This window comes from Staphylococcus sp. HMSC057A08, assembly GCF_001812925.1.
Taxonomy (GTDB): Bacteria; Bacillota; Bacilli; order Staphylococcales; family Staphylococcaceae; genus Staphylococcus; species Staphylococcus hominis.
This window is the reverse complement of record NZ_KV810854.1, coordinates 190,887-211,511: the sequence shown is the minus strand read 5'-3', so window position 1 is coordinate 211,511 and position 20,625 is coordinate 190,887. Positions and strand designations below refer to the sequence as shown.

Below are 20,625 nucleotides of genomic sequence, written 5' to 3'. Positions count from 1 at the left end.
TTGGACGTTATCAAGCAGATACAACAGGCAATTGTATATATAGAAGATCATTTATTAGAGCCTTTTAATTTGCAAGATTTAAGTGATTACGTTGGTCTTTCCCCTTACCATCTTGATCAATCGTTTAAAATGATTGTTGGACAACCTCCTGAAAGTTATGCTCACTCTCGAAAAATGACTGAAGCTGCTAAAGAAATGATACAAAGTTCTTCGAGATTGGTTGATGTAGCAAAACGCTATAATTATTTAAGTTCCAATGACTTTGCAAATGATTTTAGTGATTTTCATGGAATATCTCCTATTCAAGCTTCTACTAAAAAAGAAGAACTAAAAATGAATGAACGTTTGTATATTAAATTAACAACTACAGAAAGAGCACCATACCCTTACAGACTAGAAACAACTAAAGACACACCTTTAGTTGGATATGTAAAATATATTGAGGCTAATCAACTATCTAACCCTTACAAAGTTCCTGATTTTTTAGAAGATTTATATTTAGATGGTAAAATAAAAGAATTAAAACGATATAATAATATAAGTCCATATGAGTTATTTGTTATTACATGTCCTTTAGATGAAGGTGTAGAATTATTTGTGGGCGTACCTAGTGAACGTTATCCAGCTCACTTAGAAAGTCGATTGTTGCCAGGGCGACACTATGCAAAATTTAATTTGCAAGGTCAAGTGGATTATACTGTTAATGAAGCTTGGTATTATATTGAATCCAGCTTACAACTTACTCTACCTTATGAAAAAAATAGCTTATATGTTGAAATTTATCCTTTTGATCTCTCATTCGAGGACCCGTTCACTAAAATACAGTTATGGCTACCTATTAAACAAGAAACTTATGATATAGAATAAAAGAAGCGTTAGATGACTAAGTTATTAAACTTATGTCATCTAACGCTTTACTATTAAAGTTCGGCTACGAACGCTTCAAAAGGTCTCATATTAGTGATATCTAAATCATTTTTATAATTGTGTAGCTTAATTTGAGATGGTTCAACTTCGAATGGTAAATTTAATGATGCAACATGATCTGTTAAATTTCCTGCAACTAGAACTGTCTTATTATTGAGTTTACGTGTGTAAGCAAAAATATTCTCGTTCGCATCATCGATTAAATTAAATTCACCATAAGTATATATATCATCAGATTTTTTTATTTTAATTAGACGTTTATAAAAATTAAGAACGGAATCTGAATCCTCGGATTGTTGTGCTACATTTATTGTTTTATAGTTAGGATTGACTGGGAACCATGGCGTACCTTCAGTAAAACCTCCATTTACTTCATTAGTCCACTGCATAGGTGTTCTAGAATTATCACGATTCTCCATTTTATATTTATCTAATAACTGATTAACATCTCCACCTTGAGATTTAACAATTTGATATTCTGTTTTTACAGCAACATCGTTAAATGTTTCAATACTTTCAAATGGATAGTTTGTCATACCAATTTCTTGACCTTGATAAATAAAAGGTGTGCCTTGTTGTAAGAAATATACCACTGCATGGCTAGTAGCAGATTCAAACCAATACTTTTTATCATCTCCCCAAGTAGAAACACGTCTAGGTTGATCATGATTTTCGATAAATAGTGCATTCCATCCTATACCCTCTAGTTGTTTTTGCCAACGGTTTAATACATTTTTATAAGATAAAACATCAAATTTAGAGTCTCCAGTACTCCATAAACCTAAATGTTCAAATTGGAAAATCATATTAAATTTACCTTCTTTTTCTCCAACCCACTCTTTTGCATTATCTGGATTCACGCCATTTGCTTCTCCAACAGTCATAATGTCATAATGACTAAGTGATTTGTCCTTCATTTCTTGAAGCCAATCTTGAATGCCTGGTTGATTCATATCAACATCAAATGCTGGAGCGTATTGTTTTCCTTTTGGAACAGGTAAATCACCAGCTTCAAATGTTTTTTTGATATGAGTGATCGCATCGACTCTAAAACCATCAATTCCTTTTTCGAACCACCAATTCATCATTTTAAAAACAGCTTCTCTAACATCAGGATTACTCCAATTTAAATCAGGTTGCTTTTTACTAAATAAATGGAAATAATACTGTTTTGTTGTGTCATCATATTCCCATGTTGAACCATTGAAAATACTCTCCCAATTATTAGGTTCAGAACCGTCAGGTTTAGGATCTGCCCAAATGTACCAATCTCGTTTAGGATTATCTTTACTAGAACGAGATTCTATAAACCATGGGTGTTCATCAGATGTATGGTTAACAACAAGGTCTAAAATTAATTTCATTCCACGCTTATGAACCTCAGATAACAAATGATTAAAGTCTTCCATTGTTCCAAATTCTTCCATAATATCTTGATAATCACTAATATCATAACCATTATCGTCGTTTGGAGATTTATACATAGGGCTAAGCCAAATGACATCAATACCTAAATCTTTCAGATAGTCCAACTTTTCTACCATCCCTGGTAAATCACCAATACCATCATTATTGCTATCATTAAAACTTCTTGGATACACTTGATATGCTACGGCTTCTTTCCACCAATTTTTTTCCATTTATATCGCTCCTTTGAAAATATTATGTAAATAAATGAACTTTGAAATAATAAATCATAGTATTCGAGTTAGTTATTTTAATAGTCAATGTTAGTCTTTAATATATAATCTAATTTTTTCTGGATTTATAGAAATATAAAATAATATGTAATAACATTATATATGGATAATCCAGTTTTTTAGAAAACGTTTACACCTATATTTATCGTACTAATCGAGTCTCTAAATGTCAACTTGGGATATATCGATTAAATATAAATTAAAATAACAAGACTATATTTATTAAGACATCTATACAAACCTATCATAATAAAAAAATCTGAGACACTTAATGATGTCCCAGATTTTTAATCATGCAATAATTATTCTTCAGTCCATTGAGTATGGAAAATACCATCTTTATCTTTACGTTCATAAGTATGTGCCCCAAAATAATCACGTTGTGCTTGAATTAAATTAGCAGGTAGATCTTCTGAACGGTAGCTATCATAATAGTTGATACTTGCTGAGAAACCAGGTGTTGGTACACCATTTTTAACACCAGTAGCAACTACTTCTCTAAGTGCATCTTGATATTCAGTAACAATACCTTTGAAATAAGGGTCTAATAATAAGTTTTGAAGACCTGAATTATTGTCATATGCGTCTTTAATTTTTTGTAAGAATTGGGCACGAATAATACAACCTTCACGCCAAATCATTGCTAAATCACCTAATTTAAGGTTCCATTCGTTTTCATTGCTCGCTTTACGCATTTGGGCGAAACCTTGGGCGTATGAACAAATTTTACTCATATATAACGCTTGACGGATTTTTTCTAAGAATTCTTCTCTATTTCCATCAAAGTTTGATTTAGGACCACTTAATACTTTCGATGCCTTCACACGTTCTTCTTTAATTGAAGAAATGAAACGTGCAAATACAGATTCAGTAATGATTGTTAATGGTATACCTAATTCTAATGCATTAATTGATGTCCATTTACCAGTTCCTTTTTGACCAGCAGTATCAAGAATTTTTTCTACAAGAGGCTCATTATTTTCATCTAATTTAGTGAAAATATCGCCTGTTATTTCAATTAAATAACTTTCTAATTCTCCAGCATTCCATTCTTTAAAAGTTTTAGAAATTTCTTCATGAGACATACCTAATAATTCTTTCATCATTGCATAACTTTCAGCAATTAATTGCATATCAGCATATTCAATACCATTATGAACCATTTTTACATAATGTCCTGCACCATTTGGTCCAATATATTCTACACATGCAGCACCATCTTTTGCTTTAGCAGCAATGGCATCTAAAATATCACTTACTTTGTTGTAAGCTTCTTGTTGACCACCAGGCATTAAAGATGGACCAGTTAACGCACCGATTTCACCACCAGAAACCCCCATTCCAATAAAGTTGATACCACTTTCAGCAAGAGCTTTGTTACGACGAATTGTATCTTGATAGTTTGTATTACCCCCATCAATTAAAATGTCATCGTCATCTAATAAAGGTAATAAGCTATCTATTGTTGCGTCTGTAGCAGGACCAGCTTTAACCATTAATAATATTTTGCGTGGTTTTTCTAAAGAGTTCACAAAATCTTCTAAAGAATACGTTGGATGAATTTGTTTACCTTCTGATTCCTTAATCATTAAATCTGTTTTATCACTAGAACGGTTATAAACAGATACGCTATAACCACGTGATTCGATATTCCATGCAAGGTTTTTACCCATAACAGCTAAACCTACAACACCTATTTGTTGAGTCATATTACTTACCTCTCTTATTCAATAATTTCATTAGTATTGTATCACAAAAATATAAATGACTTCACTAAAGTAAAATATTATTTCGCTACTAATTCAACAATTTTAATCAATTGACTCGTAAGTTGATTTAAAGCAGCTACAGGAATACGTTCAGAAGTAGTATGAATATGTTCATATCCTACACCTAATATGACAGTTGGAATATGATACGTGTTAATAATACTGCCATCTGAACCGCCACCAGCAATAACAGTTTTACCTGAAAGACCTAAAGTTTTCGCACTCTTTATAGCATACTGAGTTACAGTCTCAGAATCGTTTCTTCTAAAACCAGGATAACTCTTAGAAATTTCAACATTTGCTTTACCGCCTAATTCTTTTGCTGTAGTTTCGAAAGTTTCTTTCATATGGTTGACTTGATACTCTAAACTTTTATCATTATGCGAACGAGCTTCTCCCTCTAAAATGACTTTATCTGCAACAATATTTGTAGCAGAACCGCCATAAAATTTACCAATATTAGCTGTGGTATCTTGATCAATCTGACCTAAATGCATTTTATTGATCGCCTTAGCTGCAATATGAATTGCACTTATACCTTGGTTGGGTTTACTAGCATGTGCTGTTTTCCCATAAATAGTTGTATTAATAATCATTTGAGTTGGGGCACCCACCACTGTTGTTCCAACCGCTTGGCTGGCATCGACAGCATAGCCGAACTCTGCATCTATTAAGTTTTGATCTAATTCTTTAGCACCTTTTAAACCTGCTTCTTCTCCTACAGTGATAATAAATTGAATTTGTCCATGAGGTAATTCTTGTTCATTTATAGTTTGAATCATTTCTAACAAAGCAGCTATACCTGCTTTATCATCTGCCCCTAATACAGTTGTGCCGTCTGAATATACATAGCCATCTTCTTTAAGGATTGGTTTAACGTTAATACCTGGAACAACTGTATCCATATGGCTAGTAAAATAGATTTTAGAAACATGTTCTTTTCCTTCACTACTTGGTAAGGTACAAATTAAATTATTTGCACCTAACCATTCTCTTTTAGACGCATTATCTTCTACAACATTTAATCCTAAATCTATAAATTTCTTTTTTAGAATGGGTTGTATCGTTTCTTCATTCCCAGTTTCAGAATTAATTTGCACTAACTCTAAAAAAGTATTAAGTAAACGGCGACTATTAATCATTATGAAAACCCCTTTCTTATATAGTTAATATTTTAACTGACTTTGAGAATTAGAGTAAATAAATTGATTGCCATTTTTATCGAAATCATTTAAGGTTATTTTATATATTATAAGTTATTAATATAACGAATAATTAAATTATTTAAAGGTTTCAAGGAGCGTTTACATTGAATAATAAAGTGCTAAAAATTATTATCATTATCATGTTAATTGCAGTTGTAGCTGCACTGTTACTTACAAGTCTTGTTCCTCTCATGCATTAAAAATTACTTAGAATAGAAACTATCGACAAAAAACCAAATTTGACGATAGTTTTTATTATTATTTCTTAAATTTATGCAAATAAAAAAGACAAACTTTTTGTATTTAAAGGAAGTTTGTCTTTTTACTTTGATTAGAAATTATTTTTAGATGTTATATTTCACTATGTAATTTTAAAGAGCCGAAGTGAGATTTAATATTTAAATATTCTTCTAATTCATTTAAAATTTGCATCATACTTGCTCTTGATTTTAAAGATTGATGTGATTCTGGCAATGGCAATTCGTCTAATTTTAAACGTATCTCATATAATGAATGTAGTCTTAACACAGTGTAATCATTACTATTAACATTATCTCCAATTTCAGCCATTAAATGGGCAACAGTCTCTATCAAAGGATCATTAGATGAAGTATTATGAATTAATGTTTGTATTCTGCGTAGTATTTCTAGTTGTTCTTCTCTCATATCGAAATAGTGATAATATGAGTTTTCATTTCGCACAAAGTGATTTTTAACGTCTCTAAAAGCAATAGATTTAGCCTTACGAATATTGTTTTCTAATGTATCAAAAGAAATTGACAATTGTTTATTAATATTTAAACACGCTTCACTATATTGTTTAAATATCGTTTTAATTTCATTTTCAATTTTTTTCTTAAAATTACCTAATGTATTATCTAGACTAGGCATAATTAAATTCATTAAAAATGCTATTCCTAAACCAATTATAAGAAGTAAAATTTCATTAATAATTAAATGAAGACCAATCACTTTGGCATTAAATACGTGAAGTAAAATGACACAACTTGTCACTACACCTTCTTGAACATTCAACATCACTGTAAGTGGAATAAATAATAAAACAATTAATCCTAAAACGACTGCATTTTGACCAAGTAAATTAAAAATAAATGAACCAAAAAATAACATTAATAAACACGAAACGAATCGAGAACCAATTGCTTGTAGTGAGTGAACTTTAGTATGTTTAATACATAGAACAATGAGGATAGCACTTGAAGCATAGTTATCAAGTCCTATCCATTTAGCTAAAATAACGCCTAAAGTAATTCCTACAGCTGTTTTAAGTGTTCTAAATCCAATTCTATAAGGATTTAAAGTTAGCATGTATTGTTCCTCTTATCTTTCTTCACAATACTTATCAAATAACTTTTGAAGTTGATTGATAACATCCATTACGTCATGACCTTCTATTTGATGGCGTTCTATCATTTCAGTAATCTTACCATCTTTCATAAGTGCAAATGAAGGACTTGAAGGTGCGTATCCTTCAAAATATTCTCTTGCTTGCTGAGTTGCTTCTTTATCTTGACCAGCAAATACAGTAACTAATCTATTAGGTAACTTATCATAGTGAAGTGCGTGACTTGCGGCTGGACGCGCTATACCTCCTGCACATCCACAAACTGAATTTATCATTACTAGTGTAGTACCATCTTGTTTAAATACTTTATCAACTTCATCTGAAGTAGTTAATTGTTCATAACCAGCAGATTCAATTTCATTTCTAGCTTGTTCTACAACACCATTCATATATAAATCAAAATTTAAATCCATTTAGAATCACCTTTCAGTCAATTATTATTTATTGTCATTTTACTAATTTCCAACATATAGTTCAAATAGGTTGGTTGTAATATAACAAACTTTTAATAAATATTTGTTGTTTCAATTGAATAGCTTTCAATTCGATTTTTTACTTGCGACATAAATCGTCCAGTTTGAACACCATCTAAAATACGATGATCAATTGAAATACATAAATTAACCATATTTCTTATAGCTATCATATCGTCGATGACAACAGGTTTTTTAACAATTGATTCTACTTGTAAGATTGCTGCTTGAGGATGATTAATAATACCCATTGAAGATACAGAACCAAATGTCCCAGTATTATTAACTGTAAAAGTACCACCAGTCATGTCTTCTTGAGTCAGTTGTTGATTTCGAGCTTTTTGTGCTAGTTGATTGATTTCTCTAGCAATACCTTTAATTGATTTTTCATCTGCATTTTTAATTACAGGAACATATAATTTGTCTTCATCAGCTACAGCTATCGAAATATTGATGTCTTTATGAATTATAATTTCATTACCATCCCAACTGCTGTTAAGTAATGGATTAGATTTCAAAGCTTCTGCTACAGCTTTTACAAAGAAAGCAAAGAATGTTAAATTATATCCTTCTTGTTTTTTAAACACAGTCTTATAATGATTTCTAGTTTTCACAAGGTTTGTAGCATCGACTTCTATCATCATCCAGCCATGTGGAATTTCAGTGGCACTGGTAACCATATTTTGGGCAATTGCTTTTCGCACGCCTTTAACTGGTACTGTATAATCGTCTAATGGTTCATTTGATGAAGCGTTATTATTTCTTGAACTCGTTTCGGAATGATTGGTTATCTGAGTGGTAGGTGTTTCGTTTAAGTCTTGCTGGTTATTTTCTTGAATATAAGTTTCAATATCTTTTTTAGTTACTCTACCCTCAAATCCTGTGCCAGGTACTTGTGATAAATCAATATCGTTTTCTGAAGCTATCTTAAATACGACTGGAGAAAATCTTCCATTATTGATCGAATTCGTAGATGATTGATTTGTGTTAGAAGGCTTAGACTGACTCTTTACAGAATTACTTTGTGTTTGACTAGGTGTTTCATTAGTATCGTCTTGATTAGAATTTAAAGATGTATCATCGGGTTGAATTTTACAAATGATTTGATTGATTTCAATCGTTTCACCTTCAGTAGCAATTAACTCTGTAATTGTACCAGAAATAGTTGAAGGAACTTCTGCTGTTACTTTATCTGTAACTACTTCACATAGTGGTTCATATTCATCTACATGATCCCCTTCAGAAACTAACCATTGTTCGATTGTACCTTCATGGACACTTTCTCCTAATTTTGGCATTTTAACATCCATTATGTTACCTCCCTAAAATTGTGCTAACTCACGCATTTTTTTTAATATCTTATCAGGATTCATCATTACTTCATTTTCTAAGTTAGGAGAAAATGGCATTGATGGAACATCAGGACCAGCTAACCGCATAATTGGTGCATCTAATTCGAATAAACAATGTTCAGCTATGATTGCTGAAACTTCAGACATGACACTACCTTCAAGGTTATCTTCAGTTACAAGCAAAATCTTACCATTTCGTTTAGCGCGTTCAATAATCGTTGTTTTATCTAATGGATAAACTGTTCTTAAGTCAACTACTTCAACATTAATGCCATCTGCCTCTAAAATATCGGCTGCTTGAATACAATAGTTAACACATAAACCATAAGTGAAAACTGTAATATCATCACCTTCACGTTTAACATCAGCTTTACCCAAAGGAATAGTATAGTAAGAATCGGGTACTTCTTCTTTTAAAAATCGGTATGCTTTTTTATGTTCAAAAAATAATACTGGATCATTTGATTCAATTGAAGATAATAATAAACCTTTCGCATCATATGGAGTTGAAGGAATTACAATTGTTAATCCAGGTGTAGATGCAAAGATACTCTCAATACTTTGAGAATGATATAAACCACCATGTACGCCACCACCGAATGGTGCACGAACAGTTAAAGGACATTGCCAATCGTTATTAGAACGATATCGCATTTTAGCGGCTTCACTAATAATTTGATTAACTGCTGGTAAAATAAAATCTGCGAATTGAATTTCAGCTATAGGACGTTTGCCAAGCATTGCTGCACCAATTGCAGTACCGATAATATTTGATTCTGCTAAAGGCGTATCAATTACGCGCAGTTCTCCATATTTTTCTTGTAAACCACGTGTCGCACCGAATACACCACCTTTTCGTCCTACATCTTCTCCTAATATAAAAATATTATTATCTTTTTCCATAGCCAAGTCTTGTGCATTTTGAATGGCTTCTATATAACTCATTTTAGTCATTGAAAATATCTCCTTCTGGATCATACACATATTGATATGTTTCTTCTACATCTGGATATTGAGCATTTTCAGCATCTTTTGTAGCTTTATCTATAATAGATTTATGTGCGTTATCTAATTCGTTTAACCAATCTTCATCAATAATGCCTAAATCGAGTAATTCATTTTTGAATTTAAGATTACAGTCAGATGTCTTAAAAGCATCTCTTTCTTCTTTAGAACGATATGTATCATCATCATCAGAAGAATGAGGAGTCATTCGAGTGGTAATAGCTTCAATCAATGTTGTCCCTTCGCCATTAAGTGCCCTTTCTCTTGCTTCTTTCATTGCTTTGTACATCGCAATTGGATCATTTCCATCTACGGTTTCTCCATGAATACCATAACCTATTGCTCTATCAGATAGATGCGTTGCTGCATATTGTAATGAATCTGGTACTGAAATTGCGTATTTATTATTGATAATTACACATACAAACGGTAAGTTATGGACTCCAGCAAAATTCAATCCCTCATGAAAATCTCCTTGATTAGAACTACCTTCTCCTACAGTAGCAGTTGCTATATTAGATTGTTGATTCATTTTTAATGCTAATGCTGCTCCTACTGAGTGAGGGATTTGTGTTGCTACCGGAGAACTTTGAGATAAAATACCTTTTTCTCTATGACTAAAATGAGAAGGCATTTGTTTTCCTCCAGAATTAATGTCATCCTTTTTACCGAAAGAAGCTAACATTGTATCATAAGGTGAAATCCCCATATATGTAACGAAAGCTAAATCTCTATAATACGGAGATGAAATATCTCCTTCTTTCATTGCATACGCCATACCAATTTGAGTGGCTTCTTGTCCTTGACCACTTACTACAAATGGTATTTTTCCAGCACGGTTAAGTAACCATAAGCGTTCATCTAGTTTTCGTCCTAAGTCCATCCATTTATATATTTCTCTCAAATCTTCATCTGTAAGTCCCACAGATTTGTAGTCAATCATTTTTATTTCCTCCTTTAAACGTGTATTGCTCTATTTTCAGCCTTTAGTCCAAGTTCCATCAATATTTCAGACAATGACGGATGTGCATGAGTCGTTAATCCTAATTCTAATGTTGATCCATTCATAAATTGTAATAAAGCAACTTCATTTATTAACTCCGTGACATGTGGGCCTACCATACTTAGACCAATAATATCTCCATTGTCCTTATTTAATATAATTTCACAAAAACCACGTTTATTTTTAGTTTCTTCAATAACTGCTTTTCCAATAGCATTAAAAGGAACTTTATAACTTGTTGCCTTAATATTTTGAGATTTAGCAGTTTCTATATTTAAACCGATAGATGCGACTTCTGGATAAGTATAAACACATTTGGGCATTAAATGATAATTCACTGGAAGCGGATGATCATTAAACATATGTTCAACTGCAGTGATTCCTTCTTTAGAAGCTACGTGAGCTAATTGTAATGTTCCGATACAATCACCTGCTGCATAAAGATGCTTATCACTCGTTTGTTGAAATTCATTTACTTTGATATAACCATGAGTATCTAATTGAATTTTAGTATTTTGAATACCAATATCACTTGTATTAGGTACGCGACCTACTGCAACTAATATTTTATCAACTGTAATAGTAGTTTTTTCATTTATATGTATTTGGATGACATCATTTTTATGTATGATATTCTCTTCACTTAGTTGGCAATCTTCAAAAAATTCTACACCTCGTTCAATTAAACTATCTTTTAAAAATGTAGAAATGGATTTACTGTCAGAAGGTAATATACGTTTACCTGCTTCAATCACTTTAACATTTACATTTAAATCAGTTAGTAAGGAAGCAAATTCAAGGCCAATCACGCCGCCCCCAACAATAGCAATACTGTCTGGAAGTGTATCAATTTGTAATATATCATCGCTCGATAAAATATTTCGATGATTAATTTTTAAAAATGGTAATGTTTGAGGTCGTGACCCTGTAGCGATAAGTACAAATTGATTTGGAAGTAACTCTGAGCTGCCATCTTCGTATTCAACAGAGATTGTTCCGCTTTGTGGAGAAAATATAGAAGTTCCCATAATACGTCCAATACCATTATAAATATCAATATGATTTTTTTGCATTAAACTTTGAACGCCATTATGCATTTGATTAACAATATCCGTTTTTCGATTCATCATTTTTTCAAAATTAATATGTAAACCGTTTGTGTCTATACCAAATTCTGAAGATTGTCTAACAGTACGAGTCACTTCAGCAGATTTAAGTAGCGCTTTAGTAGGGATACACCCTTTATGTAAACATGTGCCACCTAATAAAGATTTCTCTACAATTGCTACCTTTTTTCCTAATTGAGAAGCACGAATCGCTGCTACGTATCCTGCTGTCCCACCACCTAAAACAACTAAGTCATATTGTTTTTCAGACATTTTGCTACTCCTTATTAATCAGATTTAAAGGTTAGAATTGAAAAGTGTGAATAAACAATTTGAATATAAAAAATAACATTATACTCAATATGTTCTATTTCTTTTCGACATCCAACCTTAATTTAAATTATTTAATTATAAACTATTTATGATTTTGAGCAATCATTTCTCTAGCATTTTCTCTTGTTAATTCAGTTACACTTGCTCCAGAAATCATACGGGCAATTTCGTCAATTTTATCTTCTTTTTTTAACTCTTTCACTTGAGTTGTTGTACGATCATTCTTAGACATTTTACTAATTAATAAGTGATGATCACTCATAGAAGCTACTTGCGGTAAGTGAGATATACAAATAACTTGAATATATTTTGCAATATCTCTCATTTTTTCAGCCGTTTTTTGAGCTGCTTGACCAGAAACACCCGAGTCAACTTCATCAAACAAAATAGCAGTTTGACCTCTTGATTCAACGAATATACTTTTTAACGCTAGCATAATACGAGAAAGTTCTCCTCCAGAAGCTATTTTATTTAAACTTTTAAGTGGTTCGCCCTTGTTAGGACTAATGAGAAACTCTACAAATTCAATTCCTTCTATTGTAGGAGTTTCTAATGGCTGAAATGAAATTTCGAGGTTAGCCTCTTTCATTTGTAAATTTTGAATTTCAGCCACGATATGCTCCCGTAACGTTCGAGCTACAATTCGTCTTTCCTTCGATAATGACTGTCCATATTTTATTACTTTTTCATAAAGTAGGTCAATTTCTTCTTTTAATTGAGAAGTACTTTCTTCATAATTTTCAATCTTAGCAATTTCATTTTCTAATTTAGATTGATAAGTAATAAGTTCATCAATGTTTTTACCGTATTTACGTTTGAGATTATTCAGTAAGTTCATTCTAGATTCTAATTCATTAAGTAATTGTTCATCGAATTCAGTATTTGACATTTCATCGTATAGTTCATGTTTAGCATCCTCTAAGGTATAGTAGAACTGATCAATATCTTCTTTAAGTTTTTTAAATCTACCTGGAATAATGTCATCAATAGTTTGTAAATGATTACTTAATTCATATAAACGGTCAGTGATAGCATGTTCATCTGTAAGTGTGACATGTGCATTGTTTAATGCTAAACTTAATTTTTCAGAATTCTGGATTCGTTTTATATCAGATTCTAATTGAGTAATTTCACCTTCTTTTAGAGAGGCTTCTTGCAATTCCTCAAATTGAAACTTCATTAAATCAAGACGTTGCAATAATGCTTGATCAGCAGACTGTAACTCTTCAAGTTCTTTTTTCTTTTCTTTATATTCATTAAATGTAGTTTCATATTGTTCTTTAACACTGCTATATTGATTTTCAGCATAATCATCTAATAATTTTAAATGATATTTTTGTTTTAATAACGTTTGCGTTTCATGTTGGCCATGTATGTCTAAAAGTTCTTGCATCACTTTTCTTAAATCTTGAAGCGTAACAATTTGATTATTAATACGACAAATACTTTTTCCCGAACTAAAAATTTCTCTTTTTACTAATAGAAAGTCTTCATCAATATCAATATCTAACTCATTTAAAACTGAAATGGCCTCTTTACTATTATCAATATCAAAAATCCCTTCGATAATTGCTTTTTTCTCTCCATGTCTTACAAAATCAGAAGAGGCACGCATACCAATAAGTTGGCCTATTGCATCTATAATAATTGATTTACCAGCTCCAGTTTCACCGCTAAGCACAGTTAAACCATCAGAAAAATGAATTTCGAGTTCATCTATAATTGCAAATTGCTTTATTGATAAGGTTTGTAACATAGATTAATCGCATCCTTATAATAAATTGAAAATTCTTGTTTTAATTGTATGACTTGCTTCTTCATCTCTGCATATTAATAGACAGGTATCATCACCACAAATAGTTCCCAATACTTCATCCCAATCAATTTGATCTAAGATTGCTCCGATAGATTGAGCATTACCAGGAAGCGTTTTTAGTACGAGTAAGTTTCCTGTTCCTTCAATATTTACAAATGAATCCATTAAGTATCTACCTAATTTTTCTAAAGGATGGTACTTTCTATCGTTGGGAAGGCTGTATACATACTGTCCTGATGAAGCAGGTACTTTAATTAATTGTAATTCTTTAATGTCACGAGAGACAGTCGCTTGAGTAACATTTAGGTCGTATTCATTTAGACGTTTTACAAGTTCATCTTGTGTTTCAATTTGTTCACTTGAAATAATTTCTCTTATTTTTATATGTCTTACAGATTTTTTTGCCATTATGAACACTCCTAGTTTCGAATATTTATACAATGATTTTAACACAACGTTATTTTAACTACTACTAAAGTTATCCTTTAGAAAGGTTGATTTGAAGAATGATATTATTATTTATGATACGTATTATCATATTTTCTATTTAAATTAAATTTAAATTTATATACATTTATGCATTTTAAATCATTAAAAGTAGATTACTAAAACAAAAAACTCTTTAAAGATTATTGTCTTAGTAATCTTTAAAGAGAAAAACTCTAACTATTAATGGTCACGTGAATAAAATAAATCTACAATTTCTAGAAGCGGTTCAACATCATATTGTGGTTTCAATTGATTAATTGTATCTATTGCAGCATCTTTATGATATTTTAGTTTTTCTTCAGCGCCTGATTTACCAAGTAAAGAAACATAAGTACTTTTATGGTTTTCTACATCGCTTCCTACTTTTTTACCCAATTTTTTCTCATCACCATAAACATCTAATAAATCATCTTTTATTTGAAACATTAGGCCTAAGTGTTCACTGAAACAATCTAATGTATTTAAAATTTCTTTGTTTACATTGGCAATATCCGCAGCACTTAAAATAGAAAATTTTAAAAGAGCCCCAGTTTTTGCCTTATGAATTTGCTCTAGAGTATGTAATTCTATTGGAGTATTCTCACTATCCATATCTAAGGTTTGGCCACCGACCATGCCGAGATTGCCACTATCATGTGCTAGTCTTGAAATAACTTTTACTTTTGTTTCAGCATCTAAGTTTTTATCATTTGCAATTAGTTCAAATGATTTTGTTAGTAAGGCGTCTCCCGCTAAAATCGCTTTCCATTCTCCATACACTTTATGATTTGTTAATTTTCCTCTTCTAAAATCATCATTGTCCATTGCAGGTAAATCATCATGTATAAGTGAGTAAGTATGAATCATTTCTAATGCCAGTGCGGTTTGTAAACCTTTTTTATAATTTTCATTTAACACTTCTAAAGTGAGTAATACAAGCACTGGACGAATTCTTTTACCACCAGCATCAAGTGAATATTGCATACTCTCCTCTAGTTTAGTATTTAAAGGAGACGATTTTATAATACCGTCAAGATTATTATTTATAATTTCAATCAATTCATTCATTGATTTCTTCAACATCATCTTCATCCTTTGCTTCTTCTTTGATTAATTGATTTACTTTATTTTCAGCATCTTTCAAAGTTTTGTCACAAGCAGATGATAATTTCATACCACGTTGATATAAATCAAGAGATTCTTCTAATGAAACAGTTTCATTATCTAACTTTTGAACTATACTTTCTAATTCTTTCATCATTTCTTCAAAACTTTGTTGTTCTTTACTCATCTTCACACCTTACTTTCTTAACTATAGCGTCTATATTACCGTCTTTCATTGATAATGTGATTTCATCTTGTTCATTTAAATCGTGTGTGCTTGTAATGACTTTATTGTCCTTATTAATAATTGAATATCCTCTTAACATTGTATTAGTTGGACTAAGTTGATTTAATTGCTCAATTTTATTCTTTAAATTAGCTTTATTATGATTAATTAAGTTATATGTTAAATTTATTAATCTATTTTCATTATTACGGATCATTTTTTGATATTGTACAATTGAATCATTTAATCTTCTTATATTAAAATGTTGACGCAATACAGTGATATTGTTTCTTTTTTTTTCAATATTTAACGTTAAACGTTGTGTTAGTTTTTTTTCTAAATCATCTCTTCGTTGAATCTGTTGTTCATATAACAACGTAGGTTGCTTAAATTTATAATAAGATGATAAATAATCTAATTGTTTATGTTGTTTTTCTATTAGTTGTTTAATACTTTTAGTAAGAGAAAATCGATACTGATGTATTTGCTGAATGAGTTCGTACTGATCTGGTGTAGCGATAACAGCAGCTTGAGTAGGAGTTGCTGCTCTCATATCTGCTACAAAATCACTTAAAGTAAAATCAGTTTCATGTCCTACAGCTGAGATAATTGGTGTATGACACTCATATATAGCTCGAACAACTTCTTCTTCATTGAAATTCCATAAATCTTCAATAGAGCCGCCTCCACGGCCTAGAATGATGGTATCTACTCCTAAAGTATCTGCATACTTAATTTTTTCAATAATATCATTTTTAGCATTAATACCTTGTACTAATGTACTAATTGATATTTTTTCTACTAGAGGGTATCTACTATCTATAGTAGTGTGAATATCTCTGATTGCTGCTCCAGTATCAGCTGTAAGAATAGCAATCTTTTTAGGGAATCTAGGGATTGCTTTTTTATGATTTTGATTAAAAATCCCCTGTTTATTTAGTTTTTCTTTTAATTGCTCTAACTTTTGGTATAAATTTCCTATACCGTCAATTTCCATTTTATTAACATAAATTTGATAATTTCCTCTACGTTCATAAACCGAAACTCGAGCTTCTAATAAAACTTCGTCTCCTTCTTTAGGATCAAATGTTAGTTTAGAAGCATTTCCCTTAAACATCATAGCACTTATCACACTATTTTTATCTTTCACATTAAAATAAAGATGACCACTAGAATGTTTTTTAAAGTTTGAGAGTTCACCTTTTAATAGGATAGATTGCAAGTGTGGATCTTGATCAAATTTATATTTAATATATTTAGTTAAAGTAGAGACACTTAAATATTCTGACATGATTCATCACTCAAATATGTTTATTTTATATTACTTAAGACACCGTTTATAAATTTATAATGACCTTCATCACTAAATTGTTTTGTTAGCTCTACTGCTTCATTAATGATGACTTTAGGAGGCGTATCACTATGAAGCAATTCAAAGGTAGCCATTCTTAAAATAATACGATCCGTTTTTAATAATCGTTGTATAGACCAGTCTTTTAATTTTGGTTCAATTGATTGATCTAAAACTTGTTCATGATCTTTCACTCCTGTAACAAGCCAATGAATGAACTCAAAATCTAAGTCTGGATAATCGTCTTTTATAAAATTTATAGCTTCATTGATTGTTAAATCTGTATTTTTCATTTCTAGTTGAAACAATGTCTGAAATGCTTGTTTTCTTGATTCTTTGCGACTCATAAGAAACTCCTTTGTATTATGGTAACTTTAATTTATTCAATTGTGATGTGCATGATATGAATGTTAATTTCTTTGGGTTCGATAGCAGTCATTGTTTTAATGGAATTAAAAATAGAAGTTTGAATTTTACTTGCAACTTTAGCTATTTTTATTCCATGTTTAATAGAGCAATAAACATCAATATGAATACCATCATCTTTAGTATTAACTTTTAAATTTTTATTTAAATTTTTACGACTTATTTTTTCAATATTACTCTTTTTTAGTTCATAAAAATGCCCAGTCACTCCTTCAACTTCAGAAACAGCAATACTTGCTATTACTGAAATAACTTCTGGTACAATTTCTACTTTACCTAAATTAGCATGTGAATAATCTGCTACATTTACCATTGTTTTATCCTCCTATTCACTCTCAGCCATAATATTATACTTTTCTAAAAAGTTTGTATTATAATCTCCAGATTTAAAAATATCATTATTCATTAATTTAAGATGGAATGGAATGGTTGTATCTATTCCTAGAATTAAATATTCACTTAGTGCTCGAATCCCAGTCATTATTGCTTCATCTCTGGTAGGTTCATGCACAATCAATTTTGCTACCATTGAGTCATAATAAGGAGGAATCGTATAGTTTGTATAACATGCTGATTCGATTCTTACTCCGTATCCTCCTGGCGCAAGGTATTGTGTGATTTTACCTGGTGAAGGCATAAAATTTTTATAAGGATTTTCAGCATTAATTCTATATTCAATGGCATGGCCATTTATTGTAATATCATCTTGCGTATAAGGTAGCGGTTCTCCCATAGCAACTTTTAATTGCAATTTCACTAAGTCTACACCTGTTACCATTTCAGTAACTGGATGTTCTACTTGAATTCGTGTATTCATTTCCATAAAATAGAATTTATTTTCATTTAAATCATATATGAATTCTATAGTACCAGCATTTTCATAATTCACTGCTTTAGCTGCTCGAATAGCGGCTTTACCCATCTCTTTACGTTTTTCATCTGTAAGTATTGGCGAAGGTGACTCTTCTACTAATTTTTGCATACGTCTTTGAATTGTACAGTCACGTTCGCCTAAATGAATGACATTACCGAATTGATCACCAATCACTTGAATTTCAATATGACGGAAATTTTCAATGAATTTTTCTAAGTATAATCCACCATTACCGAAAGCTGTTTGAGCTTCTTGTTGTGTCATACGGTAACCATTTTCTAAATCGTTCTCATTTCGTGCAACGCGAATTCCTTTACCTCCGCCACCAGCAGTAGCTTTAATAATAACTGGATATCCTATCTGTTTAGCCACTTTTTTAGCATCTTCAATCGAATCAATTAATCCATCACTTCCTGGTACTACAGGCACGTTAGCGGCTATCATTTCAGCTTTAGCTACATCTTTAATACCCATTTTTTGAATGGATTGATAACTTGGTCCAATAAATTTTAATTGGCAAGCTTCACAAAGTTCAGCGAAATCCCCATTTTCGGCTAAAAATCCATAACCTGGATGAATTGCTTCACATCCTGTTGAAGTTGCTATAGATAGGATGTTTGGAATATTTAAATATGAATCTTTAGACTGAGTTGGACCGACACAATATGCTTCATCAGCGATTTGAGTATGTAATGCATCTTTATCTCCCTCAGAATATATAGCAACAGTTTGAATACCTAAATCATGGCAAGCTCTAATAATTCTAACTGCAATCTCACCACGATTTGCAATTAATACTTTTTTCATTATTTCACCTTAAATAACGGCTGGCCATACTCTACCATTTGTCCGTCTTCAACTAAAATTTCAACGATTTCTCCTGTAACTTCTGCTTGAATTTCATTAAATAATTTCATGGCTTCTAAGATACATACAGTTGAATCATTAGTGACTTTATCCCCAACTTGTACATAAGCTTCCTCTTCAGGTGATGGGGATTTATAAAAAGTCCCGACCATCGGAGCATTAATTGTTTCGTAGTTTGACGTTTCATTTTCTTGGTTTACTTCACTAGTTTGAGACATTTCATTTGCCATTGGTGTTTGTACTGATGGTTGAGATGCCATCACTGTTGGTTGTTGTGAATATTGAGGCGTAATAATTTCAGTTTCTTTTTGTTTTTTTAAATTAACTACGCTACCTTTATTATCTTCTATATTAATTTCAGTTAAACTTGATTCATCAAGAATTTGAATTAATTCTTTAATTTCTTTAAAGTTCATAATTTAATGACTCCTCGACTTAGTTTTCATCTACCCATCTATTTTACTTGAGTGTGAAATTCAATTCAAGCGTGTTCATTTAACTGAGATCTAACTTATGATTAAAAAAGTATATAAGTAATTATAATATAGTAAATTTATATTAAAACTTAGATACTAAAACATTGATTATTCTTTTTAATCATTTATATAAAAACAGGTTAATCCATAATTAAATATGCATTAACCTGTTTTAATTTAAATTTTTAAAATTATTAATTATGCTCTTGAAATGTAACTGCCATCGCTTGTATTAATAACTAACACATCGCCTTCGTTAACAAATAATGGCACATTTAAAGTATAACCAGTTTCAACTGTAGCAGATTTTGTAGCACCAGTTGCAGTATCACCTTTAATACCTGGCTCTGTTTCAGTAACTTCAAGTTCAACAGTTTTTGGTAATTCAATACCAATCGTTTCGCCTTCATATGACTGAATTTGAACTTCCATATTCGCTTTTAAATATTTTAATTCATCTTTTAAATAATCGCCAGATAATTCTGTTTGATCAAATGTTTCATTATCCATGAAGACATGAGTATCTCCATCAGCATATAAATATTGCATACGACGATTTTCAATCATCGCTTGTTCTACTTTTTCACCAGCTCGGAAAGTTTTTTCTTGAATAGCGCCTGTTCTTAAATTACGTAATTTAGAACGAACAAAAGCAGAACCTTTACCTGGTTTTACGTGTTGGAAATCAATTACTTTCCAAATTCCATTATCTACTGAAATAGTTAAACCTGTTTTAAAATCATTAACCGAAATCATTCAGTTTCCTCCTCAATTATAC

General features: G+C 31.1%; 21 protein-coding genes. 2 read left to right on the top strand and 19 right to left on the bottom strand.

Annotated features, from left to right (window positions below):
• Complete coding sequence (locus HMPREF2881_RS05635; RefSeq protein ID WP_002449782.1) at positions 1-867, top strand: AraC family transcriptional regulator; 867 nt, start codon at positions 1-3, stop codon at positions 865-867.
• Between the two features lie 53 nt (positions 868-920).
• Here the strand turns inward: HMPREF2881_RS05635 and HMPREF2881_RS05630 are convergent, their stop codons facing one another.
• The 3 genes from HMPREF2881_RS05630 to HMPREF2881_RS05620 all read right to left on the bottom strand — a co-directional run bounded on the left by HMPREF2881_RS05630 (position 921) and on the right by HMPREF2881_RS05620 (position 5,538).
• On the bottom strand, positions 921-2,567 hold the full coding sequence (locus tag HMPREF2881_RS05630; protein WP_002449830.1) for a glycoside hydrolase family 13 protein: 1,647 nt from the start codon (positions 2,565-2,567) through the stop codon (positions 921-923).
• Positions 2,568-2,929: 362 nt separating this feature from the next.
• On the bottom strand, positions 2,930-4,336 hold the full coding sequence (gene gndA, locus HMPREF2881_RS05625; RefSeq protein ID WP_002449697.1) for an NADP-dependent phosphogluconate dehydrogenase: 1,407 nt from the start codon (positions 4,334-4,336) through the stop codon (positions 2,930-2,932).
• Positions 4,337-4,413: 77 nt separating this feature from the next.
• Positions 4,414-5,538 (bottom strand): M20/M25/M40 family metallo-hydrolase, encoded by a 1,125-nt coding sequence (locus tag HMPREF2881_RS05620; protein ID WP_002449815.1) that lies wholly within the window; start codon positions 5,536-5,538, stop codon positions 4,414-4,416.
• Positions 5,539-5,705: 167 nt separating this feature from the next.
• Here HMPREF2881_RS05620 and prli42 point away from each other — a divergent pair, with 167 nt between their 5' ends.
• Positions 5,706-5,801 (top strand): stressosome-associated protein Prli42, encoded by a 96-nt coding sequence (prli42, locus tag HMPREF2881_RS11810; RefSeq protein ID WP_017176262.1) that lies wholly within the window; start codon positions 5,706-5,708, stop codon positions 5,799-5,801.
• A 151-nt stretch (positions 5,802-5,952) separates the two neighbouring features.
• Here prli42 and HMPREF2881_RS05615 read toward each other — a convergent pair whose 3' ends face one another.
• The 16 genes from HMPREF2881_RS05615 to efp form a co-directional block, all read right to left on the bottom strand.
• Complete coding sequence (locus HMPREF2881_RS05615; protein ID WP_002449707.1) at positions 5,953-6,930, bottom strand: aromatic acid exporter family protein; 978 nt, start codon at positions 6,928-6,930, stop codon at positions 5,953-5,955.
• A gap of 12 nt (positions 6,931-6,942) precedes the next feature.
• Positions 6,943-7,380, bottom strand: coding sequence for a bacilliredoxin BrxB (gene brxB / locus HMPREF2881_RS05610; RefSeq protein ID WP_002449748.1), 438 nt, complete (start codon positions 7,378-7,380; stop codon positions 6,943-6,945).
• A 92-nt stretch (positions 7,381-7,472) separates the two neighbouring features.
• Positions 7,473-8,750 (bottom strand): dihydrolipoamide acetyltransferase family protein, encoded by a 1,278-nt coding sequence (locus HMPREF2881_RS05605; RefSeq protein ID WP_002449770.1) that lies wholly within the window; start codon positions 8,748-8,750, stop codon positions 7,473-7,475.
• Positions 8,751-8,762: 12 nt separating this feature from the next.
• Positions 8,763-9,746: an alpha-ketoacid dehydrogenase subunit beta gene (locus HMPREF2881_RS05600; RefSeq protein WP_002449713.1), complete on the bottom strand. Its 984-nt coding sequence runs from the start codon at positions 9,744-9,746 to the stop codon at positions 8,763-8,765.
• Positions 9,739-10,740, bottom strand: a complete 1,002-nt coding sequence (locus HMPREF2881_RS05595) for a thiamine pyrophosphate-dependent dehydrogenase E1 component subunit alpha (protein WP_002488545.1) — start codon at positions 10,738-10,740, stop codon at positions 9,739-9,741. Before HMPREF2881_RS05595 ends, HMPREF2881_RS05600 begins: the two co-directional genes overlap by 8 nt.
• A gap of 14 nt (positions 10,741-10,754) precedes the next feature.
• Positions 10,755-12,179: a dihydrolipoyl dehydrogenase gene (gene lpdA, locus HMPREF2881_RS05590; protein WP_002449759.1), complete on the bottom strand. Its 1,425-nt coding sequence runs from the start codon at positions 12,177-12,179 to the stop codon at positions 10,755-10,757.
• A gap of 142 nt (positions 12,180-12,321) precedes the next feature.
• Positions 12,322-13,995, bottom strand: a complete 1,674-nt coding sequence (recN, locus tag HMPREF2881_RS05585; protein WP_002488543.1) for a DNA repair protein RecN — start codon at positions 13,993-13,995, stop codon at positions 12,322-12,324.
• A 15-nt stretch (positions 13,996-14,010) separates the two neighbouring features.
• A complete protein-coding gene (gene ahrC / locus HMPREF2881_RS05580) occupies positions 14,011-14,463 on the bottom strand; it encodes a transcriptional regulator AhrC/ArgR (protein WP_002449839.1) in 453 nt (150 codons plus the stop codon).
• A gap of 261 nt (positions 14,464-14,724) precedes the next feature.
• Positions 14,725-15,606, bottom strand: a complete 882-nt coding sequence (locus tag HMPREF2881_RS05575; RefSeq protein WP_002455304.1) for a polyprenyl synthetase family protein — start codon at positions 15,604-15,606, stop codon at positions 14,725-14,727.
• A complete protein-coding gene (locus HMPREF2881_RS05570; protein WP_002449791.1) occupies positions 15,584-15,814 on the bottom strand; it encodes an exodeoxyribonuclease VII small subunit in 231 nt (76 codons plus the stop codon). The genes HMPREF2881_RS05575 and HMPREF2881_RS05570 overlap by 23 nt, the downstream gene beginning before the upstream one ends.
• The gene (xseA, locus tag HMPREF2881_RS05565) at positions 15,807-17,144 is read right to left on the bottom strand and encodes an exodeoxyribonuclease VII large subunit (protein ID WP_002449838.1); all 1,338 of its coding nucleotides are present in this window, start codon (positions 17,142-17,144) and stop codon (positions 15,807-15,809) included. Before xseA ends, HMPREF2881_RS05570 begins: the two co-directional genes overlap by 8 nt.
• 20 nt (positions 17,145-17,164) lie before the next feature.
• On the bottom strand, positions 17,165-17,551 hold the full coding sequence (gene nusB / locus HMPREF2881_RS05560; RefSeq protein ID WP_002449711.1) for a transcription antitermination factor NusB: 387 nt from the start codon (positions 17,549-17,551) through the stop codon (positions 17,165-17,167).
• Between the two features lie 32 nt (positions 17,552-17,583).
• Entirely contained in the window at positions 17,584-17,943 is a 360-nt protein-coding gene (locus HMPREF2881_RS05555; protein WP_002449889.1) for an Asp23/Gls24 family envelope stress response protein, read from the bottom strand.
• A gap of 12 nt (positions 17,944-17,955) precedes the next feature.
• A complete protein-coding gene (gene accC, locus HMPREF2881_RS05550; protein ID WP_002449758.1) occupies positions 17,956-19,311 on the bottom strand; it encodes an acetyl-CoA carboxylase biotin carboxylase subunit in 1,356 nt (451 codons plus the stop codon).
• Positions 19,311-19,787 carry an acetyl-CoA carboxylase biotin carboxyl carrier protein gene (gene accB / locus HMPREF2881_RS05545; protein ID WP_002449862.1) on the bottom strand — a complete coding sequence of 159 codons (477 nt, stop codon included), beginning with the start codon at positions 19,785-19,787 and terminating at the stop codon, positions 19,311-19,313. Before accB ends, accC begins: the two co-directional genes overlap by 1 nt.
• A 258-nt stretch (positions 19,788-20,045) precedes the next feature.
• Entirely contained in the window at positions 20,046-20,603 is a 558-nt protein-coding gene (gene efp, locus HMPREF2881_RS05540; RefSeq protein ID WP_002449752.1) for an elongation factor P, read from the bottom strand.
• Positions 20,604-20,625 lie beyond the last annotated feature (22 nt).